The organism is Synechococcus sp. 60AY4M2, from assembly GCF_002760375.1.
Taxonomy (GTDB): domain Bacteria; phylum Cyanobacteriota; class Cyanobacteriia; order Thermostichales; family Thermostichaceae; genus Thermostichus.
On record NZ_AUMZ01000001.1, the window covers coordinates 2,936,605 to 2,962,061 of the forward strand.

A 25,457-nucleotide genomic window follows, 5' to 3' on the forward strand; every position below is an offset into this window, starting at 1 on the left:
CTTCCGGCAGTTTCAACACCTTCTCGTAAAACCCTCTGGCCTGCTCCAAGTCCGGCACGATGATGGTGTGGACGCGGGGAGCGCCGCTTAAGAATGTCCACATGGCCCCCCCATAGGCCGATAGCAGCAAAAACATCAGCCCCTTCGTGGAGAGCAAAACCTCCAGGGGGATTAGGGGCAGCATCAGTCCAGGTGGGATGACCATCGGCACTTGTCCCTTCGCGGGTGGCTCTATGTCCAGTATAGGATCCGGGGAGAATCCTGGCCTTGGCCCACGCTCGATGAAGCTTGCTCTGTTTGCCCCCAGCCCGCGCGCCCGCCGGTTGGCCGACTCCCTGATCCCCCTCCTAGGCAAGGAGGTCATCTGCTGGAGCAAAGCTGACCCGCAGGGGCTGCCCTCCCCCTGGCAAGCCTACGGGGATCCCAAGGATCCCACAGCGCCAGGCTCCCTAGCAGAAGCCGTTGCCCAAACCTGGCCCCAGGTGCAGGGCTGTCTCTTCATCTTGGCCGCAGGGTCGGTGGTGCGGCTCATTGCCCCCCTCTTGCAGGACAAGCAGCGGGATCCAGCGGTGGTGGTGGTGGACGAAGCCGGTCGCTGGGCTATTAGCCTGTGCGGGGGACATGTGGGGGGGGCCGATGCCCTGGCGCGGCAGGTGGCCGCTACCTTGGGAGCCCAGCCGGTTCTCACCTCTGCTTCCGAGGGGCTGGGGATCCCGCCTTTGGATTTGCTGGGGGATCCCTACGGCTGGCGGCGGGGCGCTGGAGATTGGAACGGGGTGGCAGCCGCCTTGACGCGGGGAGAGCCGGTGGCCGTTCACCAGACCTGCGGCACGCGGCTTTGGCGACAAGCTTGGCCGGCAGATCATCCCCCAGTGGCCTCCTCTCCTCCCCATCCCGTTGCCCAGATCTGGATTGGGGAATACCTCTCCCCTGCCACGGGGATCCCGACAGTGCACTGGCATCCGCGGGTGCTGTGGGTGGGGGTGGGCTGCGAGCGGGGCACCACCCGCGCTTGGCTAGAGGGATCCCTGCGCCGCCTGCTGCAGGCCCAGGGGCTGGCGTTCGAGGCCATTGCCGGCCTGGCCACCCTAGAGCTCAAGCAAGACGAGCCGGGTCTTTTGGAGCTGGCTCAGGCCCACGGCTGGCCCATTGAGTTTTTCCCGGCAGAGGCTTTGGCTGGGATCCCGGTTCCCCACCCTTCGGAGGCGGTGCGGCAGGCGGTGGGCACCCCCTCCGTAGCCGAGGCGGCTGCTCTTTTGGCGGCTCAGATCTGGGGAAGAGGTGACCGAGCTTTTGAGAGGCCCTCTTGCGTTGCGGAGGGGAAGGCAACTCTTCTCTGCCCCAAGCAGGTCTTCACGTCAGAAACCGAAGGGGCCTGCACCCTGGCCATTGCCCGCGCGGCGCAGGAGTATTCCCCTCGCAGCGGCCACCTCTGGCTCATCGGCACTGGTCCTGGGGATCTGGGTCAATTGACTTTGGCTGCTCGTATGGCTTTAACTCAGGCCGATGTGGTTGTTGGCTACCAGCTTTATCTGGATCTGGTGGATCCCCTTTTGCACCCCGGCCAAATCCGGGAGGCCTCTCCCATTACCCAAGAGCTGCAGCGAGCCGAACGGGCGATTGCTTGGGCGCAGCAGGGGCTGAAGGTGGCGGTGATTTCTTCGGGGGATGCCGGCATTTACGGCATGGCGGGCTTGGTGCTGGAGTGCTTGGTCCGCTCTGGCTGGGATGGGATCCGCCCTTCTCTGGAGGTGCTGCCGGGGATCTCTGCCTTCCAGGCGGCTGCTGCCCGGCTGGGGGCTCCGCTGATGCACGACTTCTGCGCCATTTCCCTCTCGGATTTGCTTACCCCTTGGCCGGTGATCGAAAAACGCCTGCAGGCGGCTGCAGCTGCCGATTTTGTGGTGGCCCTTTACAACCCCCGCTCCCGGCAGCGGGTGGATCCCTTCCTCAAGGCTCTGCAGATCTTTTTGCAGGCCCGACCCGCCCATACCCCCGTGGCTTTGGCCCGCAACCTCTACCGCCCCGGCGAAACCCTCCACCTCACCACCCTAGGGGAGCTGGATCCAGAGCAGGTGGACATGCTCACCCTGGTTCTTATCGGCAACTCCCAGACCTTTCGCCATGGGGAGCGGCTGATTACCCCGCGGGGCTACCGCTTGGGCGAGCCCACCTGACTCCTGGGCTCCAGACTCAAAACACCATCAGATGCCGGGGATCCAACTGCAGCCACCAGGGGGATCCCCAAGTCTCCACCTCGCGCCAGCGCTCCCGCCACACCTCAGCTTGCAGGTGGTAGTCCTGGCGGTGGGCAGGAGGACCGCCCAGCCTAAAGAAGAGAGTCAGTCGGTGGGGGGTCTCGCTCCACTTCACCAGCCAAGCCGGAAACGTGTTGGGCAGCTTCCCGTCGGGCCTGAAGGTGAGGTGGTGGGCGCGGATGGCGATGTATTCTCCCGCTGGGGATCCCTGTACCTGCAGCTCACAGCCCCAATCCAAGGCCAGCACCCGTTGAGGGCCCAGGAGCTTGGCCCGCGAGATGTTTTTGCAACCCGTCAGTTGCGCCACACTAAGGCAGGGGGGAGCCTCAAATAGCTGACGCTTGTCCCCCTGGGCAATGATTCGCCCCTGCTCCATTACAGCCAGATCCCCGCAGAGGCGGAAGGCTTCCTCAATGTTGTGGGTTACCAAAAGCGTGACTCCCTTGTAGTCGGCTAGGATCTCCCCCATCTCCTGCTCCAGTTGGCTGCGCAGGTGGGCATCCAAAGCAGAAAAAGGCTCATCCAGCAGCAAGATCTCCGGCTCAGAAGCCAAGGCTCGCGCCAGGGCCACCCGCTGCTGCTGTCCTCCGGAGAGCTCCGTGGGATAGCGGTTTTCCCAGCCTTTCAGCTTGACCAACCGCAGCTGGGCCTGGATCCGCTCCTGTTTTTCCGCTTCGCTCAAGCCCGCAGGGATCCCAAAAGCGATGTTCTGGGCGACGGTGAGATGGGGAAACAGAGCGTAGTTTTGGAAGATCACCCCTACCCGTCGCTGAGCGGGGGGCAGCCGGATCCCCTGTTCGGCGTCGAACAGGGCCCGCTCGTTGAGCAAAATGCGCCCACCATCCGGGGTTTCGATCCCGGCAATGCAGCGCAAAAGTAGGCTTTTGCCGGATCCAGAGGCCCCCAGCAAGCCCAGGGGTCGCCCGTCGCAGCTCAGTTGCGCCTGCAGCTCAAATTGGGGCAGCTTCTTGTCAATGTCTACCCAGAGGCGGGGGGCCGGAGTTGAGAAATCCAGATCCCTTCTGGTGAGAACCTGTAGAGGACGAGAGGGAGGTCGCTGCCAGGGCCGTCGCTGAAACCAAAGGTTAACTGCCGTCATCACCCCCAAGGACAACCCCAAGACCAGGGCCGAGCTGATGGCCGCCCCCCGCATGTCCCCCGCCTGAACGGCAAAGAAGATGGCCATGGACAGGGTTTGCGTGCGGCCTGGGATGTTGCCTGCCAGCATCAAGGTGGCGCCGAACTCCCCCAGAGCGCGGGCAAAACTGAGGGTAATCCCCGCTAGGATCCCTGGTAAGGCCAAAGGGATCAGCACCTGCGTAAAAATCTTGGCCCTACTTGCTCCCAGGGTGCGGGCTGCCGCCACCAGCGTCGGGTCGATCTGCTGGAAAGCTCCCAAGGCCGTGCGGTACATCAGGGGCAGGGCCACCACCACTGCCGTGATCACCCCGGCATACCAGGTGAAGATGACCGATAGGTTCAGCGAGGCCAAAAGTTGTCCCAGAAGGGTTCGCCGACCAAATAGCAGCAACAATAGGAACCCCACCATGGTGGGCGGCAACACCAGCGGCGCCAACAAGAGGGCCTCGATGAGAGAGCGCCAGCGACCTCGGTAGTGCAACATCCCGTAAGCCGCCAGCGTCCCCACCCCAAAGGTGATGCCCGTGGCCAAGCCGGCAACCCGTAGGGAGATCCAAAGCGGGGATAGGTCGTAGTCGCTCATTTGGAGTAACTCATCCGCGCCATTGCAGAGGGATCCCTCACAGGCGGATAAAGCCGTACTTCACAAACACCTCTGCCGCTTCCCCTGAGGTCAAAAACTCCAAGTAAGACCGTCCGGCGGGAGTATCGCGCACCAAGGCCACCGGGTAGATAATTGGCGTAATGGGATCCGCCGTAGCCACTACTCGCACCCGATTTGAAAGCTGAGCATCCGAGGTAAACAGGATCCCGGCGTCAGCATTGCCCTGTTCTACCGCCGTCAAGATTTCCCGCACCGTGCTGGCAAACACCATCTTGGGCCGCAGCGTCTCAAACACCCCTGCTTGGGTGAGAATTTCCTGGGCATAGCGTCCGGCGGGCATGGCCTGCAGATCCCCAATGGACAGAACCCGGATCTCTTCCGCCACCAAGTCGGCAAAATCCTGAACCTTGGTTCTGGCATTGGCAGGCACAATTAAAGCCATGCGGTTGCTGAGAAGATCTCGCCGGGATCCTGCCACCAGCAGGTTTTGCTGGGCAAGGGCGTCCATAAAAGAGGCGGCTGCGAAAAATACCACGTCCAAAGGAGCCCCCTGCTCCACCTGTTGCTGGAGAGAGCCGGAATTGGCGAAGTTGTACTCAACCTTGATGTCGGGATAGCGGGCGGTGAACAACCGGTCGATTTCCGTTAAAGCCGGTTGCAAGCTCACCGCAGCCCCCACCAAAATGGGCTGAGATTGTGCCAAGCCGGGAGCCGACCCCCACCTCAAAGCCAGAGCGGCCAGGATCCCCAGGAATAACATTGCAGTTCTTCGTTTCATAGCCATTTTTCTTTGACCCGTGACGACTTTCAGAACAGGAAAATCCACCAATCGCTCGGTACTTTGACCATTAGAGGTTGCAGTTTGTATCTTCAGGATACATAATCTAGACTATTGGCAGCCCTTCCTCCCCAGAGGCAACGATAAGCATCTGATAGTATTGAAACCGGTGTTGAATGACCATCCGGCAAGCTCCTCTCTTGTTCAGTTCGGTCAACACCCCTGTTGCTCTGCTTGTTCAACAAAGGAGAAGTCATGCAAATCAGCACTCGCAACTTGTTTAAAGGAACTGTAAAAAGTGTCCAGGTAGGCATGGTCAATGCCGAAATTGTTCTGGAAGTTGCACCAGGCATAGAAATAACAGCCATTATTTCTAAGCACTCTGCCGAACGGTTGGGCATAGCAGTTGGGAAAGAAGCGTATGCTGCCATCAAAGCCTCGGATGTGGTCATCGCCGTGGATTAGTGGTGGATTAGCAAATTGAGTGACTGGCCTAGACTTGCTGTTGCCTGGGATCCAAATACAGGGCTTTGATAAGGCGCTGGCGATCGTTTAGGCTGATCCGAAGCCGCCCATTCTCTACATCCCGCACCCAGCTCTGGCTGCGCCCCAGCCTCTGGGCCAATTCCCGCTGGCTGATTCCCTTTTGCCGGCGTGCCGCCGAGATATCCGCTCCACGCAAAGCTTTGCTTGAGGGGAAGTCTTTTGGGTTTTCGGGAGGGCCAGGGAGATCCGAGTCTGTTGCAACAGGCGCAGACTTTGCCCTACGCTGCCGCCGAGATCCCGATTCTCGGGTTGGGGATCTGGCTTCTTGAACTGCTTGACGATGCCAGTCGGAGGGCAGATGAAATCGTTGAATGCGAGCCTGCATCAAGAGTCCCCACTTGCCCCGCGGCCCGGCAGCCGTCAGCAAGCCACCGTTGTTGGCATCTTCAATCCAAAAGTTCAATGCCTCGTCCGCATCCTCGGGCACAGCTTCCAGGCGAGCCCACAGGGGTTGAATGGAAGAAGGATAGGTGAGGGGATCGAACTCCGGCTTGAGGCCGTAGTGGTTGAGAACCTCCAGATCGCTTTCAAAGGTGCGCACCAGCCGTTTGCGTTCTTGGAGATTGAGATAAGCTTCCTGCAGTCGCTCTTCCCCGTAGGCCACTCGCATCAGGGTGGGCACCGTCAGACGCTGTTGCCGCCCCATCCTCACTTTGAACAACAGCCACAGCAGCAGGCGCATGGCTCCTTCATGGTGTTGCCAATGGCTCATCACGGCCTGCAGCAGGGATAGGGGCAGGCTGCTGTACTGATAAAAGGCTTGCCCCTGGCGGCACCCTTGTCGATTGAGAAAGTACCGTGTCCATTCGCCGGGCTGGATCGCCCAAGTCAGGCCCACCAGATGGTTGCAGCCCTGCTCATCTTTTTGAAAGTGGCGATGCATCTTGAGCAGCCTCCACAGAGGGCCAGCCGGTACCGAAAACCCCTTCACCCGCCCCTGATCCGGCCAATCGATGGAGACTTGAATCCGACAGAGCTGCTCTATCCAGGTCATGAACAGGTGGAGACGGGTCATCTTGCTCAGATCTTTACGTTTATCCCAGCCCAAATAGGACTCCAATTGTGAGTCGGTGAAAACAAAGGATTCCTTCCAGGGGCTATCCAACCCGGCGGCATAGGCAGCAAAAATAAGATGCAAACAGGCAGTTCGCACATCGATCGGAGCACTTTTTGGGATCCCGTCCAAACATAGAGTTAGGGTCAGAGATCCCTGGTTGTGGCCAACAGATTTCTGATAGCAAACCTGGTTATCTCCCTGCTTTTGCAGATTGAGAGATTGAAATTGAGATAGGAAATTGCAAGCTTCCCAGACCACAATTGACGAAGCAAAAGCCTGGCTATGGCCGTTCAAAAATAGAGGTGGACTGCTGCGAATGCGGGCCGTGACCGTGCGGTTGCGCCCCTTCATGGCTTCATAAGGCTGCGGGGCAGAACTGGGACACAGGCTAACGCACTGAGGTTCTGGGAAGAAACCTTCGCAGTCATTGCACAACAGAGGATTAATCCAGTATTCCCCATCCTGAACAACAATAGCTTTCGTAGGACAGCTATCTACACAAGCGTTGCAACCGATACAATCCCCTGAGATTTGATAAGCCATAGCCCTCGAACTCCATAGCGTTTCCCTGTAGCTCTCCTTTGTTCACGCCTGCTATCGCATCTGCAAAACCCTAAACCCGGCCATGGAGACCTTCCTCGCAAAGCCGTGGCAGCCCGGCGAGAGACCTTAGTTTAAGGTCTGTTTCCTAAGCTCAATTCGTGAACTGGATTGAACGATACCTCAAAAGATCCCCGGCAGGCCAGGGAGATTTGGTCTAGGGTGAACCTTCTGGAAAGCTTTGTTTTCTCTTAACTTCTAATGTTTGCAGTGAACTTTTGAGATGGCTTTGCAGGCTACTCCTCCCCCCTTGAGAGCCTTTTAGGGATCCGAACTGCAACAAGTGTCAGGCGAAACGCTCAATAACCAAGCCGACACAAGGTCGTCCGCCCACCCAATACGTCGATTCATCGGCAAGGTTGTGGCTTGGCTCCAGATGCCAACCCAAGGGATTGGGTTCTAGCTCCAGCGCCCGCACGATTTCCTCTGGGCTTAGTCCTGTGCAGAGTTGGATGTGTTGCAACTTGGGAAATGGCTTTTCCACAAGGCTAAGCTCTTCAGCAGCTTTAAGGATGGAGCCCAGGTGCAACAAACAGGTGTTCATGGCTTTGCTCCCAAATCAAGATAGGTTATGAAGAGATGTGCTTACCTTGAGTGTCTCTCATTGCAAGTTAAAAATTGGGTAAATAGACTACATTTTAGAAGGCTCTTGGCAAATTTAAGATTGTTTTCTTATTCGGTTCTTGGGTAGACATCAAGGCGCAACGGGGATCCATGTAAACCCAGATGGGTTTAGCTAAATGAGCAGGAAGGGAAAGTTGGCCACTGGGTAGGAGTAGGATCCACTCAGGGTGACGTTGGATAACCTGGAGATAGGTACCTGGAGGGAGACCCATTTGCTGCAATTGGGCGCAAGCAGCTTCGGATCCGCGCAGTTGGTAGATGCGACCTTCTTCTCCAACCTTCATGAGTTGGAGAGGAGATATGGTTATTGAGATCTTAGGGACGGTGGGCGGTGCCAACATATAGGGATCCCTAATTCTAGAAAAAAATAGAAAAAAGGCTGCTTAAGCCTATCGGCGAGCAACTGGAGAGCAGCCGTCTATCAAACCAAGTAAGCTTCCTGGTGAGTGCGAATCGTACAATTGGAGCGAGGTTTAGCCACGCAGAGCAGCACAAATCCTTTGGCTATTTGCTCCTCATCCAGAAAGGTTTGCTCCGATTGATCGACTTCTCCTTCTACCACTTTGGCCACGCAAGAGGAACAACTACCGGAGCGGCAGGAAGAGGGCAAATCCACATCTTGATCCTCAGCCGCTTCTAGGATGGTCGAATCTTCATCTACTGAGATATAGGTGTCGAGCCGTCGTTTTGGGTTAACCAAGTGAACTGTGTAGGTAGCCATGATGAGATCTCCAGAGAGTTGACGAGGGGTAAACAAGGGAGCTTAGGCAGGGATCCCAGGGCTGCATTCGCCCCGCTCTCCCGAAGAGCTGCAGCCGGCACAGCCGCCAACGGGATCCGGACAACCATAGTCTTGAAAGACTCGGAAGAGCTTCTCCTGCTGCGGGGTAGAAGTGAGAAAGGTTTGATACGCTTTTTCCAGCGCTTGCCGGGCTTGCTCCAGCCATTCTTCTTCGCTGCCCTGGAAGTGCTCCAGAGGAGCCAGATACTGAGCGAATTTGCGTAAGATATGCAGGCGATTCACGTTGACCACCCGCGGATCGTAGGGGAGCTCGAAAAAAGCGAAATAATCTTCGGCATTGACTAGGGCTTGGAAGTCTTTCCAACGGCGGTTGTGGTTCCAACTCATCGGCAGGTCTCCAGGGTTTTCAAGCGTTGTCTGAGGGTGTGCAGCCGGGCAAACAGGGCATAGGTGCGGGCTGCCAAGTCGGGGAGTCGCTCGAACCCGTCGGGTAGCCCCTCGGCCAGATCGTGCAGATCCATTTTCAGTTGGCCTGCTTTGCTGTTTAGGCGCTTGATCTCGCTGCGGAGCTGGTCGGCAGAGAGGTGTTCGAAGGGCTCGAAAGCCAGGTCGTTCACAACATTTTCAACATCCCTCTCATTCAACATGGGCAAGGCACTCCTGATGGCTAAAGAAATTGCTGCACAGACAAAAGGGGAGGCAGGCGGCTACAGCCGGCCCACCTCGGGGTAGGTTCGGGCCAGTTGGATCCCTTTGTCGATAAGGGCAGTAGCTTTTTCAGTGAGCTGTTCGAGAGACTCGAAACCGAAGCGATGGGCGTCTCGCAGGGTGTTGACCACCAACAACAGCCGCCCTGAGAAGACCAGCACCCAACCAAAACCTTCACTGTTGAGATCCAGCACCACCTGAGCCAGGAGGCCCGTCTCCTTTTCGATCAGGGCGGCAATGGCGCGGTAGTAGATGAGGATGCGGCTCCGCACTGCCGGATCCACCTCCCCTTCCAGGGATATTTGGCGCTTCTGGGCTTTGGTGACGACAAAGGGCTTGAGCAGCAACTCATCACTCCAGGCGCGGTAGGTGCCGTAGGGATCCGCCGCCCGCATCTGGCGAACGATCTCTTGCAAGATGGGGCTGGTCGAGGGGGAAAGAGGGGTAACCGTCATGGCTAAACCTCCGCAGGGGAAGTAGAGGGATTTGGGGCTTCGGCTTTGCGGGCGCGCTCGGCCAAGAGCACTTTGCGCAGCCAGGGGGGAGGGTTGTGCAGGGTGGATACCAGGCGCTGCAACAAGCTCTCGATGGATTCTTCTTCCGACTGCACTTTGATGGGGGTGATGCGGCGGTTGATCAGGCGGGCGGCGGCACTGCTGCCAATGGCAGCCACGTAGATGAGGGTGACATCGGCCAAAGCCTGCAGCTTGGGCACCAGCTTGTCCTCGTTGCCATCTGCCTCCAAGTTGCCCCCAAAGGTGAGGGTCTTACAAAATCGGTAGCCTTCGGGGGTGACTTCGTAGAGGTCGATCTGGTTGGCCCAGCCAAAGTGGGCATTGACGTGCTTGCCGTCGCGGGTTGTAAAGGCCACTTGCATAGGCGTTCTCCTTAGAAACGTGAACTTGAGGGTTTGGGGGAGCTAGGGGCACTTGGGCTGCCCTTCGAAGCTCTGGATCCCTTAGAATCCATGCCCAGAAACCTGGGGTGGGCTGGGGTGACGGGCTTCCTCCTGCTCCATCAGCAGGTTGCCGACAGCAAACAGTTGGGATAGGGTGCCGCGATAGCCCACCTGACAGAGGTGGTTGGCCCCCAGCCGGTCGAAGATGGGGATCCCCATCCGATGCACCGGGATCCCCAGCCGCTTGCCCAGGCGCGCCACGTGGGAGTTGCCCACCAGCAGGTCGGCCCCGGGTGCTAGCTCCTCCAGATCCCCCAGATCCCCCACCCGCACTGCCTCAATGGGAAGGGTGCTCAAGTGGGGATCCGGTGTGGGACTGATGGCCGCCTGGATCTGACAGCCCATATCCAGCAGCCAGTCCACCCACCCCCAGAGCAGATCGGCTTCTAGGGCCAAGGCAATCCGCTGGTTGCCGAAGAAAAAGTGGCAATCCAGGAGGGCATCCTGGACTTGGCTGCGCTGGCGGCGGTAGCGCAGGGGCACCGGCTGTTGGCTGTAGTCGGCCAAGGTTGCCAAAAAGGGATCCACAGCCTTGAGACCGGTCAGGTGGGGGAAAACCCGATAGGGGGTGCCAAAGCGCTGGGCCAGGATCTGAGCGGCAGGGCGCATGCTCTCGCCGACAGCTATGGTGAGGCCGGAACGCCCGAGCTGGCGCAATTGCTCAAGGGTGGTGCCGCCGTCTGGGGTCGCCCTAAAGCCGGTGCCCAAGTGTCCGTCCAGGGAACCCGCGGGATCCGGCACCAGGATCGGCTCTAGGCCAAAAGCCTCTGCCATTTCTTTGATCTCCTGGGCGTCGGCAGGGGTGAGGGCAGGCCCGCACAGCACCGTTACCTGGGCAGGGCGGACGGATCCCGACGGCGATTCCGGCAGGGTGCTGACCAAGCTGTTGACGGCGATGGCATAGCCGTCTTGCAGGGATCCCTTAAAGTCAGGCGTGGAGGCCAAGACGATGGGCAGATCCTGCAATTGCGGCTGGCGTCGGCGCAGCTCCCGCAGGATGCGCGGCATATCGTCCCCGCGGGTTTCCGTGAGGCCGGTGGTCAGAAGACCAATCAGCTCCGGCTGGGCCTTCTCCACCAAGGTGAGGATGGCAGCTTCGACATTCTCCTCGCCTCCCAAGATGGTGTCCACTTCGGACATGGCAGTGGTGGACATGGGAATGGCCTCGCGGAAATGACGTACCAGCAGCGCTTTGGCAAAGGCCGTACAGCCTTGGGAACCGTGGAAGAGGGGCAGACAGCCCTTGATCCCCAGAAAGGCCAGGGCCGCCCCCAGCGGAGCGCTGAGTTTGAGGGGGTTGACGCTGAGGGGCTTGCGTTCTTGAATCAACTGGGCCATCCTCCCACCTCCTTTGCTGCTGAGGTCTCCCAGGGGGCAGGCCGTCGCAACTGCTCCCAAATGGGACTGTGGAGGGCGGCATCGATCTCCCGCGCCAAGTTCACCAGGCCGCGATAGCCGGCATAGGCATGGTGCCGCTCCTGGTTGATGTCCAGAAAGGGGATGCGGGCCTTGAGGGCGGTGTACTGGTTGCGTCCGCCGGCGATGAGCAAGTCCGCTTTCGTGCGCTCCACCACCTTGAGCAGCTCTTGCGGGCTGCCCTTGTCCAAGAGAATGCCATCCTGGCCAAGCAGCTCGCGGATGCGGGCTTTGTCTTCTTCGGTGCTTTTGCGGGTGCTGGTGGCCGTTACCTGCATCCCCAGATCTCGAGCGGCGGAGATGATCGACCAACTTTTCACGCCGCCGGTATAAAGGACAACTCGTTTGCCCGCCAGCCGCTGCCGGTAGGGGGCCAAAGCCGCCTCGGTGGCGCGAGTTTCTCGCTCGATGAGGGCCTCGGTACGCTCCTGCAGTTGCGGATCCTTCAGCCCTTGGGCAATGGCCCGTAGGCAGTGGTTCATCTCCTGCAGCCCGTAAAAGGAAGCCTCAATGTAGGGGATCCCATAGCGCTCCTGCATCTTGCGGCCCACATTGAGCAAGGCTTTAGCGCAGATGAGAACGTTCAGCTTGGCCCGGTGGGCGGTACAGATCTCGTGGTAGCGGCCATCGCCGGTGATCTTGGCCAAGATGCGGATCCCCAGCTCGTCAAACAGAGGCAAGACATCCCACAGCTCGCCGGCAATGTTGTACTCGCCGATGAGGTTAATGTCGCGGGGAGTGGTGTACTCCGGGGAGGCGGTGCCGATAACATAGTCCAGCAGGGCTTCTCCGGCCAGACGGTTGCCTAGGTTTTTGCTGCCCACAAAGCCGGGCGCATTCACCGGAATGACCGGGATCCCAAGCTGTCGGCTGGCCCGCTGACACACGGCCTCCACATCGTCGCCAATGAGGGCAGTTACACAAGTGAGATAGACAAAAATGGCGGCAGGCTGGTATTTGGCCTGCAAGTCAAGGATGGCCTGGAACAGCTTTTCCTCCCCCCCGAAGATGATCTCGTTCTCGCTCAGATCGGTGGTGAAGCCCACCCGATAAAGCTGGGGGCCAGAAGAGAGGCTGCCCCGCGTCCCCCAAGAGTTGCCGCTGCAGGCGATTGGCCCATGTACTAGATGGGCGGCATCGGCGATCGGCACCAGGGCAATCGAAGCCCCGTCAAAGGCACAGCCTCCCTGCGCTCCTCCTGGCTTGGCTTGCTCGGCACAGACCTTGTTTTTGCCTTTGCCGTCTTTCTTGTGGTTGTGCTCGCAGGCGGTCTCGTTGAGCAGCTCCGCCACTTTAGTCCGGCTGATCATGGGCATGATGGGATCTCCTGAGAAGAGGGGGGCTGGGGTTGAGCCGCAGCTTCGGCCAGATAAGCCGCCGCCCGTAGCCGCAGGGCGATGATCTCCTCGTAGAGGGGGTTGATGCGACAGAGGGCCGGAATGTGGACGGTGCGGGATCCCAGTCGGATATCCCGCTCAAAGGGACAGGAAGCCGGGATCAAACGACAAATCCAACGCGCCTGCCGGGATCCCCGAATTTCAATGCTGTTGAGCCAGCGGCGCGGCCACTTCAGGGCGGATCTGAAAATTGAGTTCAAAACCAGGCCGAGCCATCCCAAAGGGTTGCCGACTCTGGGAAAGGGAAGAGAAGGGTAGGGATAAGTCATGGCTTAAACCTCCGAATGGGTAGAATTGGTAACAAGAGGAGGGGGAGCACACCATTCAAAAATCTGCTCCAGTTGCTCCAAGGAAATCAGCCCGTAATGCCAAAGAATCATGGGCAAAGGGCCCTGTTCACACCCATGCCGTTTCAGGGCGAAGGTGAGGGCGGATTCCGGGATCCCAAGCTCAACTTGCAAAAACTGCAGCAGCGGCGCCCGATCGGGGGTAAGCATGGCAGAGTCTCCCAAAACGAGGGGTGGGCGTAGATGGGCAAGCTAGGATGGGGACAAGCCCAAAACCAAGCTGTCGGCAGCCAGAAAGTGGGCCAGGTGAAAGGCCCGTTCTTCCGTCCGCAGCAAAATCTGCTCGTAGAGGTGACGGGTGGCGCGATCCCCAACACTTTCCGCCAGAGCCGCCTGGCGACGCAGCAGATCGATCAGGCTTTGCTCGGCCCGCAAATCCGCTTCCAGCATGGGCCGCACGGCCAATGCATCGTCCCCTTCCGGGCTGAAGCAGCACAGCTCCGCCAGCTTGGCAAAGCTGGAGGCCGGGATCCCACCCAGGCCGTTCAGGCGCTCCCCCACCTCATGGGCGTGGTTCTGAACTTCCTGTAGACTTTCGTTGAAAAATTGATGAATTGAGTAGAACTCTGCTCCTTCGACAACCAGATGGTGCTTCAGATACTGCAAATACAGCCCCTGAAGACTGGCCCAAACTAGGTTGAGGCCCTCGCAGATGGGAACCGTGATCTCCCGTCCCAGGTGAACGGGGTTGTCTCGGACTTGTTGGAAGGAGCGAGTCGAGGGGGATGGAGTGCTCATTGGCGCTACCAAAACGAGGTGAACAGGAGAAGCAAGGAGGCAAACGGCAGAGGTTCAGGGGTGGTCATCCCCTCCTGCAGATCTCTCAGGGGGATCCCAGGTCTGGAGAGACCAGCAGCGATCCAACCAACTCAGCCAGCCAGAGCGGTTGAGGGTGAAAAGGCGGAGCACACTGTGGACGAGGAGGGCTTCGGTGGGGGTGCGAATCATCACCCACAGTTGGCCGGTCGGGGTACAGCCACAGGTCAAATCCAGCTCCTGCAGACGGTAGAGAATCCGCCAGCGATCGCAACGGGGCACCTGCAGCACTTCAGCCGTTTTCGGTGGGGGAGAAACAAGGGGGGACATAAGCTCACCGGTTGGGAAGCAGGAGGGAGTCTCAGCAGAGGGCAGAACCGTTGGGTTTCTGTTCCCCCGCTTATATCCCCCGCTTATAGCAAGCGGCTGCAGGGGCTCAGGCTTGGCAGCGGGCGATCAGGATTGATTGAGTTATTGCCGATGTACTCAAACCCTGGAAGCTTGGCCCAGAGCGCAAAAAAAGTTTTTCTGAGGGCAGGGGGTTGAGTCTTTTGCCCGCAGGGATCCGGTATTTTTGGGGAAGGGTATGGGTATTTGAGCGAGTACATCCCCCCTGTCACAACAAGAAAGTCCGACGGCCTGCCGCCGCAATAGTCTTCACTTCCTTGGCGAGGACTTTGCCCCAGGGGGATCTTTCCTCAAACTCAAACGGCTATTTTCAATACACTTTTGGGCTGATACGATATTAAATCGTAGCAATTGATGCAAAACGCAGCCGAGGCTGCGGCGCTTGAGTGCATCTGAGCAGATTTTTAGTATTTCCTAAGCATTGCCCCAAGCCCTTGTCGAATCAGGGATTCCGGGGATCCTCCCCACAGCCGGATCCCCCGCCCCTTTGGGTCAAAATACGGCATCCCCGGCCTTGAAAAACCAGACCCTTGACCCCTAAAAAAAGTTGGATTTGGCCTGCCATCAGGCTTTGCAGGTCTTGAGTACAAAGCCAATAAACTCGATCAGTTCTACCGGGCTGAGTGCAACGGAGCGGGCAGAGGGCGGTTGATATAACCGCCAGTAACGTTCTATCCCCTGGTTGACCCCACTATGCCGCCCCTTTCAACTCCGCCCCGCCAGGGATCCCCCTTCCCATCGGCCTGCGCTTGCAGCAGCAGCCCCCGCCAGGCTCTCCCCCCTCATCTGCAGCAACGCATCGCCACCCATCCCTGCTACAGCGAAGCAGCTCACCATCACTACGCCCGCATGCACGTGGCGGTAGCCCCCGCCTGCAACATCCAGTGCAACTACTGCAACCGCAAGTTCGACTGTGCCAACGAGAGCCGGCCCGGTGTGGTCAGCGAGCTGCTTACCCCGGCGGAAGCCGCCCACAAAGTGCTGGTGATTGCCGGCAAGATCCCGCAACTGACGGTGGTGGGCATTGCTGGGCCTGGGGATCCCTTGGCCAACCCCAAGCAAACCTTCGAGACCTTTGCCCGCATTGCCGAGAAAGCTCCGGATCTCAAGCTCTGCCTTTCCACCAACGGCCTGATGTTGCCGGACTACATCGACGAGATCAAACGGCTGAACATTGACCACGTCACCCTGACCATCAACATGGTGGATCCAGAGATCGGAGCCAAGATCTACCCCTGGATCCGCTGGCGGCGCAAGCGCATTCGGGGGGTGGAGGCAGCCCGCATCCTGCACGAGCGGCAGATGGAAAGCCTGGATCTGTTGCGGGAGGCAGACATCCTCTGCAAAGTCAACTCCGTTCTCATTCCCGGCATCAACGACACCCACCTGCTGGAAGTGAACCGGGTGATCCAGGAGAAAGGGGCTTTCTTGCACAACATCATGCCCCTGATCTCGGCGCCTGAACACGGCACCTACTTCGGCCTTATCGGCCAGCGGGGCCCCACCCCTCAGGAGTTGAAAGCCCTGCAAGATCGGTGCTCCGGCAACATGCGGATGATGCGCCACTGTCGCCAGTGTCGGGCGGACGCGGTGGGCCTGCTGGGGGAAGACCGCAGCCAAGAGTTCACCAAGGAGCGCTTTATGCAGATGACCCCCGAATACGACCCCGAAAAACGCCGCCAGGTCCAGGCAAGCATTGCCCAACTGCAAGCTCAGCAGCAGGCAGCCCCGACCCACTGGACAGCCGACCTGCCTCCCGACAGCCCCTCCATCCTGGTGGCCGTAGCCAGCAAAGGCGGCGGCCTGGTCAATCGCCACTTCGGCCATGCGCGGGAGTTTTTGATCTACGAGGTCAACGCCCGTGGGGCGCAGTTTGTCGGCCACCGCAAGGTTCCGCAGTACTGCCACGGGGGATCCGGCGAGGACAACAACCTAGAGCAAATTCTGGATCTCATCAGGGATTGCCGAGCCGTGCTGGTCTCCAAGATCGGCGATTGCCCCATGAAGCGTATTCGCGAGGCCGGCATCGAAGTGGTGGAAGACTACGACCTCATTGAAACGGTGGCCCTCAAGTTTTACCGCACCTGGTTGGTCAACCAGGCCCTGGACAGCAAATCTTCCCGATCTTGAGACCTCATCTTTTGGAGACGCGGCCATGGCTACTGTAACTGCTCTCACCAAAGGCGGACTGCCCTGGATCCCACAGTTTATCGAAAGCCTGGATATCAGCCGCTGCCTCGGCTGTAGCCGTTGCCTCAAAGTCTGTGGCCGTGGTGTGTTTGCCCTCAGAGCCCTCAACGAAGACGGCGAGTTTGTCGACAACGAAGAGGAAGGAGAAAGTGAGCGCAAAGTGATGACCATCCTCAATGCCGCCCTCTGCATCGGCTGTCAGGCTTGCGCCCGCATTTGCCCAAAGCAGTGCCATTCCCACGCTCCGCAAGCCGTTTAACGTTGCCCAACCCCTACCTTGTATCGATTCGGAGCCTGTATGAACCCCGTGATCTACCTGGACAACAACGCCACCACCGCCGTGGATCCCCTGGTTCTGGAGGCGATGCTGCCCTATTTGCAGACCTTCTACGGCAACCCCTCCTCGATGCACAGTTTTGGCGGCCAGGTGGGGCGTGCCCTTAACCAAGCCCGCGAACAGGTGGCAGCCCTTCTGGGAGCCGACCCGACGGAGATTGTCTTCACCAGTGGCGGCACCGAAGGCAACACCACGGCCATTTATGCAGCCTTGGCAGCCCAACCCCAGAAGCGCCACATCATCACCACGCAGGTAGAGCACGCCTCGGTGCTCAACGTCTGCAAGCACCTGGAAAAACAAGGCTACCGCGTCACCTACCTCTCGGTGGATGAGCAAGGCTGCCTGGACTTGCTGGAGTTGGAAGCAGCCCTGACCGGCGATACTGCCCTGGTGAGCTGCATGGCCGCCAACAACGAGACGGGCGTGCTTTTCCCCATCGAGGCGGTGGGATCCCTGGCTCGCAGCTATGGGGCTGTTGTCCATGTGGACGCAGTACAGGCGGTGGGCAAGATCCCTCTCGATCTGCAGCGCCTGCCGGTGGATCTCCTCACCCTTTCCGGGCACAAGCTGCATGCCCCCAAGGGGATCGGCGCTCTCTATGTGCGGCGGGGCTTGCGCTTCCGTCCGTTGCTGCTGGGAGGGCATCAGGAGCGAGGCCGCCGCGCCGGGACGGAAAATGTGCCGGGCATCATCGCTCTGGGCAAAGCGGCTGAGCTGGCCCAAGCCCACCTCGGGGATCCCCATGAGCGGCTGCTGCGGGATCGCTTGGAGCAGGGCTTGCTACAGCGGATCCCGGATGTCCAGGTTAACGGCCACCCCACTCAGCGGCTGCCCAACACCACCAACTTGGGCTTCAAGTTCGTGGAAGGGGAAGCGATCCTCTTCTGGCTGAACAAATACGGCATCTGCGCCTCCTCCGGCTCCGCCTGCACTTCCGGATCCCTGGAACCCTCCCATGTGCTGCGGGCCATGCGCCTGCCCTACACCGTTTTGCACGGCTCGATCCGCTTCAGCCTCTCCCGCTTTACCCAGCCGGCAGAGGTGGAGCGGGTGCTGGAGGTTTTGCCGGGGATCATTGAGCATTTGCGGGCCATCTCCCCCTTCAGCCACGAGGCGGAAGACTGGCTGCAACAGCAGGAACGGGAACTGGCTCGCCGCTGACCCCCCTCAAACTCATCTTCCCTCGACCGTTAGCATCCTCAACTCAGGATCCAGCCATGTGGGACTACAGCGAAAAAGTTTTGGAACTCTTCTACCACCCCAAAAACCAAGGGGCGATGGATCCCAGCTCCGAGCCCGGTGTTCGGGTGGTGGTGGGAGAAGTGGGCAGCATCACCTGCGGCGATGCCCTGCGGCTCTACTTAAAGGTGGACGAGGCTAGCGAGCGGATTTTAGCTGCCAGCTTCCAAACCTTCGGCTGCACCAGCGCCATCGCCTCTTCCTCGGCTCTGACGGAGCTGATCACCGGCCTCACTCTGGATGAAGCCCTGCGGATCGACAACCGCCAAATCGCTGACTACCTAGGCGGCCTGCCCCCCGCCAAGATGCACTGCTCGGTGATGGGGCAAGAGGCTCTGGAGGCAGCCATCTACAGCTATCGCGGCCTTCCTCTGCCTGACCACACGGATGATGACAGCGCTTTGGTCTGCTCCTGCTTTGGCGTCAGCGAGCAGAAGATCCGCCGCCTGATCCGGGAAAACCACCTCACCTCCGCTGAGGAAGTAACAGCCTACAGCAAAGCGGGTGGTGGCTGTGGTTCCTGCCTGGCCCAGATTGAAGACCTGATCGCCGCCGTTCTGGCCGAGACTGACGCAACCCCTTCAGAAGATTCAAGAAATTCAAAAGGGAACTCCCAAAACCAGACAGAGCCCTCTCCTGCTGCTCCCCCTCCTGTCTCGGCAACAGCGACACCCCCTCCCCTCACCACCTTGCAAAAGATCGCCCGCATTCAGGCCGTCCTGGAGGAGGAAGTTCGCCCGCTGCTGTTGGCCGATGGCGGCGATGTGGAGCTGTACGACCTGGAAGGGGATCAGGTGTGGGTGCGCCTCAAGGGATCCTGCGCCGCCTGCCCCAGCCAGCAAAACACGCTGCGGTTGCTCATCGAAACCCGCCTGCAAGAACAGGTGTGGCCCACGTTAACCGTGCATGCCCTCTAGTTGCCCATTCTCGATAAGCCTGAGAGCCCTATGATCTGCCCCACTGTTACTCCCCGTCGCTTCCCCCATCTCCTGCATCAATTCGGGAGGGCCCCACCGCTCGACCGGTTTGCTTTTGGATTCCAAGGGATCCAAGGCTGCCTTCCCGCGAGCTGAAATCCTTTGCAGTAAGGATCCCGTCTCGCTAATGCGACCAGTTGCGCCCATTGGCAGGAGATTTCTAACCCTTAAGTCGCCCCCAAGTCTTTCCTCAAGTCTTCATTAGGAGAACTGAACCATGAGACAAATTGCATTCTACGGCAAAGGCGGTATCGGCAAATCCACCACCTGTCAGAATACCGTTGCCGGTATGGCCGAATTGGGGCAGCGGATCATGATCGTCGGCTGCGACCCGAAGGCCGATTCCACCCGCCTCATGTTGCACTGCAAAGCCCAGACCACCGTCCTTCACCTGGCTGCTGAGCGGGGATCCGTAGAAGACGTGGAGCTGGAAGAAGTGGTGCTCACCGGCTACCGAGGGGTGCGCTGCGTGGAATCCGGTGGCCCCGAGCCTGGTGTTGGCTGTGCCGGACGAGGCATCATCACCGCCATCAATTTCTTGGAAGAAAACGGTGCCTACGAGGATCTGGACTTTGTCTGCTACGACGTGCTGGGGGACGTGGTCTGCGGCGGTTTTGCCATGCCCATTCGGGAGGGCAAGGCCCAAGAGATCTACATTGTTTGCTCCGGCGAAATGATGGCCATGTATGCGGCCAACAACATCGCCCGCGGCGTGCTGAAATACGCCTACTCTGGCGGCGTGCGCTTGGGTGGCTTGATCTGCAACAGCCGCAAAGTGGATCGCGAGATCGAGCTGATCGAAGCTCTGGCCGAAAAGCTCAACACCAAAATGCTGCATTTCATCCCCCGCGACAATGTGGTTCAGCACGCAGAATTGCGCCGCATGACGGTGATCGAGTACTCCCCCGACTGCAACCAAGCTGACGAGTATCGGGCCTTGGCCAAAAAGATCATCAACAACACGGATCTGAGGATCCCCACCCCCATCTCTATGGATGAGCTGGAGCAGTTGTTGATAGAGTTCGGCGTTTTGGACGACGACCAGAAAATCGCCCACCTCATCGGCAAAACCGAAAAAGAGTTGGCCCCAGTGTGAACTTAAAGATGGGCTGGGGGTGGATCCCTTCCTCCCTCGGCCCTCGGTTCCCCCTAGTTTCTTTCTCAAAAAAATCCAGTAGATGAGGCTCTTCCCATGACTACTCCAAAAAGCGCCCTCAAAGAGGAAAACCGAAAAGTTATTGCAGAAGTTCTGGAAACCTATCCGGAAAAGGCCAAGCAAAAGCGAGCCAAACACCTCAACGTCTACGACAAGGGCAAAACGGATTGCGGAGTAAAGTCCAACATCAAGTCGATCCCCGGCGTCATGACCACTCGCGGCTGTGCCTATGCCGGTTCCAAGGGGGTGGTGTGGGGGCCGGTCAAAGACATGATCCACCTCAGCCATGGCCCCGTGGGCTGCGGCTACTACTCCTGGTCGGGAAGGCGCAATTACTACGTCGGCACAACCGGGGTAGATACCTTCGTTACCATGCAGTTCACCTCCGATTTTCAGGAGCGAGATGTGGTGTTCGGGGGGGACAAAAAACTGGCCAAACTCTTGGTGGAAGCCAGCGAACTCTTCCCCTTGGCCAAAGGCATTACCATCCAGTCCGAATGCCCCGTTGGCCTAATTGGGGATGATATCGAGGCGGTGGCCAAGAGAGTTTCCAAAGAAATTGGCAAGCCGGTGGTACCGGTGCGCTGCGAAGGCTTTCGGGGGGTCTCCCAGTCCCTGGGCCACCACATCGCCAACGATACAGTGCGGGACTGGGTTCTGCCCATTGCCGACAAGAAAGCCAAGGAGGGATCCCTCAACTTTGAGCCCGGCCCTTATGATGTGGCCCTGATTGGGGACTACAACATCGGCGGCGACGCTTGGTCTTCCCGGATTTTGCTGGAGGAGATGGGCCTGCGGGTAGTGACCCAGTTTTCCGGCGATGGCACCTGGAACGAGATGCTGCTTGCCCCTCGGGTGAAGCTGAATCTCATCCACTGCTACCGCTCCATGAACTACATCTGCCGCCACATGGAGGAAGCCTACGGGATCCCCTGGCTGGAGTTCAACTTCTTTGGCCCCACCCAAATTGCCAAATCCCTGCGGGCCATCGCCCAGCGGTTTGACGAGACCATCCAGGCCAAGGCGGAGCAGGTGATCGCCAAGTACAAGCCCCAGAGCGAGGCCATCATTGCCAAGTACCGTCCCCGCCTCGAGGGCAAACGGGTGATGCTGATGGTGGGCGGACTGCGGCCCCGCCACGTCATCCCGGCCTTCCGGGAGCTGGGCATGGAGGTGATTGCCACCGGCTACGAATTCGGCCACGGCGACGACTACAAGCGCACCACCCAGTACATCGACGACGGCACCCTCATCTACGATGACGTGTCCGGCTACGAGTTTGAAGAATTTGCCAAGAGGTTGAAGCCAGATCTCATCGCCTCCGGCATCAAGGAGAAGTACGTCTTTCAAAAGATGGCTTTGCCCTTCCGCCAGATGCACTCTTGGGACTACTCCGGCCCCTACCACGGCTACGACGGCTTTGCCGTGTTCGCTCGCGATATGGATTTGGCTTTGAATAGCCCCACCTGGGATCTGGTCAAAGCCCCCTGGAAGTCTTAGCTTGCCGCCGGGATCCCAGACGCGAACGGCCCTTCCTTCCCCTGCTCCTCATTAGGAGACCGACCATGCCGCAAGATATCCAAGACATCAAAGATCATGCCCGCCTGTTTCAAGATCCGGAATATCAGGCGCTTCTGCAGTGCAAGCAAACCTTTGAAGATCTCCCTTCCCCGGAAGAAGTGGCCCGGGTGGCCGAATGGACAAAATCTTGGGAATACCGGGAGAAAAACTTTCAGCGGGAAGCTTTGACGATAAACCCTGCCAAAGCCTGCCAACCCTTGGGGGCCATCTTCGCCGCTGTCGGCTTCGAGGGAACTTTGCCCTTCGTCCATGGATCCCAGGGGTGTGTGGCCTATTTTCGCACCCATCTCACCCGCCACTTTAAGGAGCCCTTTTCGGCGGTCTCCACCTCGATGACGGAAGATGCGGCGGTGTTTGGCGGCCTCAAAAACCTAATCGAGGGACTGGAAAATGCCTACGCCCTCTACAAGCCCAAGATGATCGCCGTGTGCACCACCTGCATGGCGGAGGTGATCGGGGATGACCTGGGGGCCTTCATCACCACGGCCAGAAATGAGGGAGTGATTTCCCGCGACTTCCCGGTGCCCTATGCCCACACGCCAAGCTTTGTGGGATCCCACATCACCGGCTATGACAACATGCTCAAGGCCATTCTCAGCACCCTCACCGAGCCGGTGGGCCGCACGGGTAGCAATGGCTACATCAACGTCATCCCTGGCTTCGATACCTACATGGGCAACTTGCGGGAGATCAAGCGCATCTTCGGCTTATTCGGGATCCCGCTGACCCTGCTGGCGGACAACTCCGACTATTTGGATTCGCCCAACGACGGCACTTTCCACATGTATCCCGGAGGAACCCCTTTGGAGGCGGCTGCCCAATGCCTCAACGCCGAGGCTACTTTTTCCTTCCAGCGCTACACCACGCCCAAGACCCTGGAGTTTCTAGCAGAGGCCTCGGGTCGGCCCACCCTGACGGCGCGGCCAGTGGGTATTCGGGGCACGGATGAGTTTTTGATGCAGCTATCCCAGTTAACGGGCAAGCCCATTCCCGCCGAGCTGGAGATCGAACGGGGCCGGGCGGTGGATGCTTTCACGGACTCCCAAGCGTGGATCCACGGCAAGCGGGTAGCCCTGTATGGGGATCCGGATCTGGTGATGGGCTTGCTCAGCCTGTTGCTGGAGCTGGGAGCGGAGCCGATCCATGTGGTGGTGACCAACAGCAACGAGGAGTTCGAAGCCGAGGCGCGGGCACTGCTGGCCTCCAGTCCCTATGGACAGGGGGCAACCGTCTGGGGGGGCAAGGATCTCTGGCATCTGCGCTCTCTGATGTTCACCGAGCCGGTGGATCTGCTGATCGGCAATTCCTACGGCAAATACCTGTGGCGGGATACGGGCACGCCTTTGGTGCGCATCGGCTACCCCATCTTCGACCGCCACCATCTGCATCGCTATCCCACCTATGGCTATGTGGGGGCGCTCAACCTCCTTAACTGGATTGTCAACACCATTCTGGATGAGGCAGATCGGCGCAGCATCATCCCCGGCAAAACCGATTTTTCCTTCGACTTAATTCGTTAGCTTCCGGAGTAGGGGGATCCCAGAGGCTAGATAGATCTTGTCAAGGATCCCCTGCTCCAAAGACTCCACCCCGCTAAGAGGAACAGCCAAGCCTTACAGGAATCTGATGAATTCTGCCAGAACTTCGGTTGAGCTTTCTACCCTGGACATGATTGCCCTGACGCAACCGGGGTCGCGCCAGCGGTGCGGAGCACCATCGACGGTTACCGATTGCCTAGGCGGGCCGTAGGTCTTGGAGGATGGATCCCATGAATTCCTCTATCACCATCAACGACACCACCCTGCGCGATGGGGAGCAAGCGGCAGGGGTAGCCTTCCAAATCCCCGAGAAAATCTCCATTGCCGCCCTCTTGGATGCCATTGGCGTACCCGAAATTGAGGTGGGGATCCCGGCCATGGGCGCCGTGGAAACGGAAGCCATTCGCGCCATGCTCAGCCTGGGGCTGCGGGCTCAGCTGCTGGGGTGGAACCGGGCTGTGCCCAGCGATATCCTCGCCTCTATTCGTTGCGGCCTCAAGCGGATCCACATCTCCGTGCCGGTCTCGGATCGGCAAATGGCCGCTAAGTTCCAAGGGGATCGCCCTCGGCTGCTGCGACAGTTGCGCCAATGCGTGGAGATGGCCTTGGAGCAAGGGCTGTGGGTCTCGGTGGGGGCAGAAGATGCCAGCCGCACCCCCCTGGAGCAGGTGATCGAGTTGGCCCAAATGGCCCAAAGCTGGGGCTGTCGGCGCTTCCGCTACTGCGATACGGTGGGCATTTTGGATCCTTTTAGCACCTACAAGCAGATTCGCCGTCTGGTGCGGGCCATCGATATCCCTGTGGAGATGCATACCCACGACGACCTGGGCATGGCCACTGCCAATGCCTTAGCCGGAATCCGCGCCGGCGCTCAGTCGGTGAACACCACCGTCAACGGCTTGGGGGAACGGGCCGGCAATGCCCCCTTGGAAGAGGTGGTGATGGCTTTGCGCTGCACCTTGGGGATCGATGTTGGGGTGGATACCCGCCGTTTGCGGGAGCTGTCTCAACAGGTGGCGCGGGCCAGCGGTGCTCCCCTACCTCCCTGGAAGGCCATCGTCGGTGACAACGCCTTTGCCCACGAGTCGGGCATTCATGCGGCGGGAGTGCTGCGGGATCCCCAGACCTATGAGCCTTTCCCACCAGAAGCCGTGGGCGGCCAGCGGCGGCTGGTGTTGGGCAAACACTCCGGCCGGCATTTGCTGCTCCAGATCCTCAAGGAACACGGGATCCCTGTCGAGCAGATCCCACCTGGCCAACTGGAAAAGCTCCTGGAACAGGTGCGGCAGCACGTCACCCACTGCAAGCATCCGATCCCACCGGCGGAACTGGCCCGTTATTGCCGCGCAACGCTGACGCAATGGGCGCAACACACTCCAGAACCCATCCCAGAGGAGAGCCATCCCGATGTTGTCTAACCGCTTGTCCGGAAAGGAAACTTCCAAATCTCAGGCCATTTTGGCAGCCGTGTCTCGACGGGCGCGCCAAGTAGGCCGCAGCCTAACCCGCCAAGAGCTTTGTCAGGTGCTGGCAGAAATCACAGGAGGTACCCCATGAGCGACGAACTGGAGCTGGATCGCCCTCCCCAATTTGAGCTGGGCGACAAAGTCCGCATCCGTAAGGTCATCCGCAACGATGGCACCTTCTTCGGCCAGCCGGTGGGAAAAATCTTGGCCGTTCCCGGCGACGAAGGTTACGTGATTTCCATTGGCACCTTTCTACAACGGTTTTACGTCTATGCCGTCCACTGCTTGGCCAAAGGCTTGGTGGTGGGGTGCCGTGCCCAAGAGCTGGAACTTGTGGAGAAAGGGCTATGAAAGTCATCCTGCACGAAAGTGCCTACGGGCATTTGATGGTCTACGTTCCCAAAAAAGATCTGGAAGAATCGGTTGTGGCCACCCGTTCAGAGGCCGGGGAAACCATTTTCACCTTGAGCAACGGTTGGGAATTGTCCATCCCGGAGCTGCCGGAGCCTTTGTCTCTGCCCAAGACAGTAGAGGCCAAACGCCTCTAGCCAACGGTTGGCTAAAAATTCTGTTGGCCTATCCCCGAAAGGGCTGAGAGAATGGGTTGAACTCAGCTCCAACAAGCTCTAGATAC

At 59.1% G+C, this 25,457-nt stretch carries 28 protein-coding genes and 1 pseudogene; 12 read left to right on the plus strand and 17 right to left on the minus strand.

Annotation, left to right across the window (positions count from 1 at the left end; all coding sequences use genetic code 11):
* Window positions 1-205, minus strand: a pseudogene (locus SYN60AY4M2_RS12830) (hypothetical protein); the annotation flags it as partial.
* Between the two features lie 76 nt (window positions 206-281).
* On the opposite strand from SYN60AY4M2_RS12830, the gene cobJ reads away from it, so the two are divergent.
* The gene (gene cobJ, locus SYN60AY4M2_RS12835) at window positions 282-2,177 is read left to right on the plus strand and encodes a precorrin-3B C(17)-methyltransferase (RefSeq protein WP_099813091.1); all 1,896 of its coding nucleotides are present in this window, start codon (window positions 282-284) and stop codon (window positions 2,175-2,177) included.
* A gap of 16 nt (window positions 2,178-2,193) precedes the next feature.
* Here the strand turns inward: cobJ and modB are convergent, their stop codons facing one another.
* The gene (gene modB, locus SYN60AY4M2_RS12840; RefSeq protein WP_099813092.1) at window positions 2,194-3,981 is read right to left on the minus strand and encodes a molybdate ABC transporter permease subunit; all 1,788 of its coding nucleotides are present in this window, start codon (window positions 3,979-3,981) and stop codon (window positions 2,194-2,196) included.
* A 37-nt stretch (window positions 3,982-4,018) separates the two neighbouring features.
* The gene (gene modA, locus SYN60AY4M2_RS12845; protein WP_240527855.1) at window positions 4,019-4,762 is read right to left on the minus strand and encodes a molybdate ABC transporter substrate-binding protein; all 744 of its coding nucleotides are present in this window, start codon (window positions 4,760-4,762) and stop codon (window positions 4,019-4,021) included.
* Between the two features lie 273 nt (window positions 4,763-5,035).
* Here modA and SYN60AY4M2_RS12850 point away from each other — a divergent pair, with 273 nt between their 5' ends.
* Window positions 5,036-5,245 carry a molybdopterin-binding protein gene (locus tag SYN60AY4M2_RS12850; RefSeq protein ID WP_099813094.1) on the plus strand — a complete coding sequence of 70 codons (210 nt, stop codon included), beginning with the start codon at window positions 5,036-5,038 and terminating at the stop codon, window positions 5,243-5,245.
* A gap of 28 nt (window positions 5,246-5,273) precedes the next feature.
* On the opposite strand, the gene SYN60AY4M2_RS12855 is transcribed toward SYN60AY4M2_RS12850, so the two are convergent.
* The 14 genes from SYN60AY4M2_RS12855 to SYN60AY4M2_RS12920 all read right to left on the minus strand — a co-directional run bounded on the left by SYN60AY4M2_RS12855 (window position 5,274) and on the right by SYN60AY4M2_RS12920 (window position 14,261).
* On the minus strand, window positions 5,274-6,926 hold the full coding sequence (locus SYN60AY4M2_RS12855) for a helix-turn-helix domain-containing protein (protein WP_099813095.1): 1,653 nt from the start codon (window positions 6,924-6,926) through the stop codon (window positions 5,274-5,276).
* 343 nt (window positions 6,927-7,269) lie between these two features.
* A complete protein-coding gene (locus SYN60AY4M2_RS12860; protein ID WP_011432066.1) occupies window positions 7,270-7,527 on the minus strand; it encodes a hypothetical protein in 258 nt (85 codons plus the stop codon).
* A 94-nt stretch (window positions 7,528-7,621) separates the two neighbouring features.
* Complete coding sequence (locus SYN60AY4M2_RS12865) at window positions 7,622-7,948, minus strand: ferrous iron transport protein A (protein WP_099813096.1); 327 nt, start codon at window positions 7,946-7,948, stop codon at window positions 7,622-7,624.
* Between the two features lie 80 nt (window positions 7,949-8,028).
* Complete coding sequence (locus SYN60AY4M2_RS12870; RefSeq protein ID WP_099813376.1) at window positions 8,029-8,328, minus strand: 2Fe-2S iron-sulfur cluster-binding protein; 300 nt, start codon at window positions 8,326-8,328, stop codon at window positions 8,029-8,031.
* A gap of 42 nt (window positions 8,329-8,370) precedes the next feature.
* Window positions 8,371-8,736 (minus strand): nitrogenase-stabilizing/protective protein NifW, encoded by a 366-nt coding sequence (gene nifW / locus SYN60AY4M2_RS12875; RefSeq protein WP_011432069.1) that lies wholly within the window; start codon window positions 8,734-8,736, stop codon window positions 8,371-8,373.
* On the minus strand, window positions 8,733-8,966 hold the full coding sequence (locus SYN60AY4M2_RS12880; protein WP_240527856.1) for a CCE_0567 family metalloprotein: 234 nt from the start codon (window positions 8,964-8,966) through the stop codon (window positions 8,733-8,735). The genes nifW and SYN60AY4M2_RS12880 overlap by 4 nt, the downstream gene beginning before the upstream one ends.
* Before the next feature lie 90 nt (window positions 8,967-9,056).
* On the minus strand, window positions 9,057-9,512 hold the full coding sequence (locus tag SYN60AY4M2_RS12885; protein ID WP_099813098.1) for a NifX-associated nitrogen fixation protein: 456 nt from the start codon (window positions 9,510-9,512) through the stop codon (window positions 9,057-9,059).
* Between the two features lie 2 nt (window positions 9,513-9,514).
* The gene (gene nifX / locus SYN60AY4M2_RS12890; protein WP_011430663.1) at window positions 9,515-9,934 is read right to left on the minus strand and encodes a nitrogen fixation protein NifX; all 420 of its coding nucleotides are present in this window, start codon (window positions 9,932-9,934) and stop codon (window positions 9,515-9,517) included.
* Between the two features lie 81 nt (window positions 9,935-10,015).
* Window positions 10,016-11,353: a nitrogenase iron-molybdenum cofactor biosynthesis protein NifN gene (nifN, locus tag SYN60AY4M2_RS12895; RefSeq protein ID WP_099813099.1), complete on the minus strand. Its 1,338-nt coding sequence runs from the start codon at window positions 11,351-11,353 to the stop codon at window positions 10,016-10,018.
* Complete coding sequence (gene nifE / locus SYN60AY4M2_RS12900) at window positions 11,341-12,747, minus strand: nitrogenase iron-molybdenum cofactor biosynthesis protein NifE (RefSeq protein ID WP_099813100.1); 1,407 nt, start codon at window positions 12,745-12,747, stop codon at window positions 11,341-11,343. The genes nifN and nifE overlap by 13 nt, the downstream gene beginning before the upstream one ends.
* The gene (locus tag SYN60AY4M2_RS12905; RefSeq protein ID WP_011430660.1) at window positions 12,738-13,097 is read right to left on the minus strand and encodes a Mo-dependent nitrogenase C-terminal domain-containing protein; all 360 of its coding nucleotides are present in this window, start codon (window positions 13,095-13,097) and stop codon (window positions 12,738-12,740) included. Before SYN60AY4M2_RS12905 ends, nifE begins: the two co-directional genes overlap by 10 nt.
* Window positions 13,098-13,100: 3 nt before the next feature.
* Window positions 13,101-13,325 carry a DUF2949 domain-containing protein gene (locus SYN60AY4M2_RS12910; RefSeq protein ID WP_011430659.1) on the minus strand — a complete coding sequence of 75 codons (225 nt, stop codon included), beginning with the start codon at window positions 13,323-13,325 and terminating at the stop codon, window positions 13,101-13,103.
* A gap of 42 nt (window positions 13,326-13,367) precedes the next feature.
* Entirely contained in the window at window positions 13,368-13,913 is a 546-nt protein-coding gene (locus tag SYN60AY4M2_RS12915; RefSeq protein ID WP_011430658.1) for a ferritin-like domain-containing protein, read from the minus strand.
* Window positions 13,914-13,967: 54 nt separating this feature from the next.
* Complete coding sequence (locus SYN60AY4M2_RS12920; protein ID WP_099813101.1) at window positions 13,968-14,261, minus strand: Asr1405/Asl0597 family protein; 294 nt, start codon at window positions 14,259-14,261, stop codon at window positions 13,968-13,970.
* 771 nt (window positions 14,262-15,032) lie between these two features.
* Between SYN60AY4M2_RS12920 and nifB the strand changes: the two genes are divergently transcribed.
* The 10 genes from nifB (at window position 15,033) to nifT (ending at window position 25,371) form a co-directional block, all read left to right on the plus strand.
* Window positions 15,033-16,469, plus strand: a complete 1,437-nt coding sequence (nifB, locus tag SYN60AY4M2_RS12925; protein WP_099813102.1) for a nitrogenase cofactor biosynthesis protein NifB — start codon at window positions 15,033-15,035, stop codon at window positions 16,467-16,469.
* Window positions 16,470-16,494: 25 nt separating this feature from the next.
* The gene (fdxB, locus tag SYN60AY4M2_RS12930; RefSeq protein ID WP_099813103.1) at window positions 16,495-16,788 is read left to right on the plus strand and encodes a ferredoxin III, nif-specific; all 294 of its coding nucleotides are present in this window, start codon (window positions 16,495-16,497) and stop codon (window positions 16,786-16,788) included.
* Window positions 16,789-16,827: 39 nt separating this feature from the next.
* The gene (gene nifS / locus SYN60AY4M2_RS12935; protein WP_041438416.1) at window positions 16,828-18,027 is read left to right on the plus strand and encodes a cysteine desulfurase NifS; all 1,200 of its coding nucleotides are present in this window, start codon (window positions 16,828-16,830) and stop codon (window positions 18,025-18,027) included.
* Between the two features lie 56 nt (window positions 18,028-18,083).
* Window positions 18,084-19,022: a Fe-S cluster assembly protein NifU gene (nifU, locus tag SYN60AY4M2_RS12940; RefSeq protein ID WP_099813104.1), complete on the plus strand. Its 939-nt coding sequence runs from the start codon at window positions 18,084-18,086 to the stop codon at window positions 19,020-19,022.
* A 277-nt stretch (window positions 19,023-19,299) separates the two neighbouring features.
* On the plus strand, window positions 19,300-20,178 hold the full coding sequence (nifH, locus tag SYN60AY4M2_RS12945) for a nitrogenase iron protein (protein WP_011430651.1): 879 nt from the start codon (window positions 19,300-19,302) through the stop codon (window positions 20,176-20,178).
* Window positions 20,179-20,274: 96 nt separating this feature from the next.
* Window positions 20,275-21,738, plus strand: a complete 1,464-nt coding sequence (gene nifD, locus SYN60AY4M2_RS12950; protein WP_099813105.1) for a nitrogenase molybdenum-iron protein alpha chain — start codon at window positions 20,275-20,277, stop codon at window positions 21,736-21,738.
* 65 nt (window positions 21,739-21,803) lie between these two features.
* Window positions 21,804-23,339 carry a nitrogenase molybdenum-iron protein subunit beta gene (gene nifK / locus SYN60AY4M2_RS12955; protein ID WP_011430649.1) on the plus strand — a complete coding sequence of 512 codons (1,536 nt, stop codon included), beginning with the start codon at window positions 21,804-21,806 and terminating at the stop codon, window positions 23,337-23,339.
* Between the two features lie 248 nt (window positions 23,340-23,587).
* Complete coding sequence (nifV, locus tag SYN60AY4M2_RS12960) at window positions 23,588-24,775, plus strand: homocitrate synthase (protein ID WP_099813106.1); 1,188 nt, start codon at window positions 23,588-23,590, stop codon at window positions 24,773-24,775.
* 135 nt (window positions 24,776-24,910) lie between these two features.
* Entirely contained in the window at window positions 24,911-25,174 is a 264-nt protein-coding gene (locus SYN60AY4M2_RS12965) for a nitrogen fixation protein NifZ (protein WP_011430646.1), read from the plus strand.
* Window positions 25,171-25,371 (plus strand): putative nitrogen fixation protein NifT, encoded by a 201-nt coding sequence (gene nifT, locus SYN60AY4M2_RS12970; RefSeq protein ID WP_011430645.1) that lies wholly within the window; start codon window positions 25,171-25,173, stop codon window positions 25,369-25,371. Before SYN60AY4M2_RS12965 ends, nifT begins: the two co-directional genes overlap by 4 nt.
* Window positions 25,372-25,457: the final 86 nt, after the last annotated feature.

Excerpts from the sequence above, each read along its gene's own strand:
- SYN60AY4M2_RS12870 (WP_099813376.1), bottom strand. The coding sequence starts at position 8,328 with ATGGCTACCTACACAGTTCACTTGGTTAACCCAAAACGACGGCTCGAC.
- SYN60AY4M2_RS12915 (WP_011430658.1), bottom strand. The coding sequence starts at position 13,913 with ATGAGCACTCCATCCCCCTCGACTCGCTCCTTCCAACAAGTCCGAGAC.
- nifH (WP_011430651.1), top strand. The coding sequence starts at position 19,300 with ATGAGACAAATTGCATTCTACGGCAAAGGCGGTATCGGCAAATCCACC.
- SYN60AY4M2_RS12885 (WP_099813098.1), bottom strand. The coding sequence starts at position 9,512 with ATGACGGTTACCCCTCTTTCCCCCTCGACCAGCCCCATCTTGCAAGAG.
- nifD (WP_099813105.1), top strand. The coding sequence starts at position 20,275 with ATGACTACTCCAAAAAGCGCCCTCAAAGAGGAAAACCGAAAAGTTATT.
- nifW (WP_011432069.1), bottom strand. The coding sequence starts at position 8,736 with ATGAGTTGGAACCACAACCGCCGTTGGAAAGACTTCCAAGCCCTAGTC.
- fdxB (WP_099813103.1), top strand. The coding sequence starts at position 16,495 with ATGGCTACTGTAACTGCTCTCACCAAAGGCGGACTGCCCTGGATCCCA.
- nifX (WP_011430663.1), bottom strand. The coding sequence starts at position 9,934 with ATGCAAGTGGCCTTTACAACCCGCGACGGCAAGCACGTCAATGCCCAC.
- nifK (WP_011430649.1), top strand. The coding sequence starts at position 21,804 with ATGCCGCAAGATATCCAAGACATCAAAGATCATGCCCGCCTGTTTCAA.
- modB (WP_099813092.1), bottom strand. The coding sequence starts at position 3,981 with ATGAGCGACTACGACCTATCCCCGCTTTGGATCTCCCTACGGGTTGCC.
- cobJ (WP_099813091.1), top strand. The coding sequence starts at position 282 with ATGAAGCTTGCTCTGTTTGCCCCCAGCCCGCGCGCCCGCCGGTTGGCC.
- SYN60AY4M2_RS12865 (WP_099813096.1), bottom strand. The coding sequence starts at position 7,948 with ATGTTGGCACCGCCCACCGTCCCTAAGATCTCAATAACCATATCTCCT.
- nifU (WP_099813104.1), top strand. The coding sequence starts at position 18,084 with ATGTGGGACTACAGCGAAAAAGTTTTGGAACTCTTCTACCACCCCAAA.
- modA (WP_240527855.1), bottom strand. The coding sequence starts at position 4,762 with ATGTTATTCCTGGGGATCCTGGCCGCTCTGGCTTTGAGGTGGGGGTCG.
- SYN60AY4M2_RS12910 (WP_011430659.1), bottom strand. The coding sequence starts at position 13,325 with ATGCTTACCCCCGATCGGGCGCCGCTGCTGCAGTTTTTGCAAGTTGAG.
- nifN (WP_099813099.1), bottom strand. The coding sequence starts at position 11,353 with ATGGCCCAGTTGATTCAAGAACGCAAGCCCCTCAGCGTCAACCCCCTC.
- SYN60AY4M2_RS12860 (WP_011432066.1), bottom strand. The coding sequence starts at position 7,527 with ATGAACACCTGTTTGTTGCACCTGGGCTCCATCCTTAAAGCTGCTGAA.
- nifV (WP_099813106.1), top strand. The coding sequence starts at position 23,588 with ATGAATTCCTCTATCACCATCAACGACACCACCCTGCGCGATGGGGAG.
- nifS (WP_041438416.1), top strand. The coding sequence starts at position 16,828 with ATGAACCCCGTGATCTACCTGGACAACAACGCCACCACCGCCGTGGAT.
- SYN60AY4M2_RS12920 (WP_099813101.1), bottom strand. The coding sequence starts at position 14,261 with ATGTCCCCCCTTGTTTCTCCCCCACCGAAAACGGCTGAAGTGCTGCAG.
- SYN60AY4M2_RS12905 (WP_011430660.1), bottom strand. The coding sequence starts at position 13,097 with ATGACTTATCCCTACCCTTCTCTTCCCTTTCCCAGAGTCGGCAACCCT.
- SYN60AY4M2_RS12965 (WP_011430646.1), top strand. The coding sequence starts at position 24,911 with ATGAGCGACGAACTGGAGCTGGATCGCCCTCCCCAATTTGAGCTGGGC.
- SYN60AY4M2_RS12855 (WP_099813095.1), bottom strand. The coding sequence starts at position 6,926 with ATGGCTTATCAAATCTCAGGGGATTGTATCGGTTGCAACGCTTGTGTA.
- nifB (WP_099813102.1), top strand. The coding sequence starts at position 15,033 with ATGCCGCCCCTTTCAACTCCGCCCCGCCAGGGATCCCCCTTCCCATCG.
- nifT (WP_011430645.1), top strand. The coding sequence starts at position 25,171 with ATGAAAGTCATCCTGCACGAAAGTGCCTACGGGCATTTGATGGTCTAC.
- nifE (WP_099813100.1), bottom strand. The coding sequence starts at position 12,747 with ATGCCCATGATCAGCCGGACTAAAGTGGCGGAGCTGCTCAACGAGACC.
- SYN60AY4M2_RS12850 (WP_099813094.1), top strand. The coding sequence starts at position 5,036 with ATGCAAATCAGCACTCGCAACTTGTTTAAAGGAACTGTAAAAAGTGTC.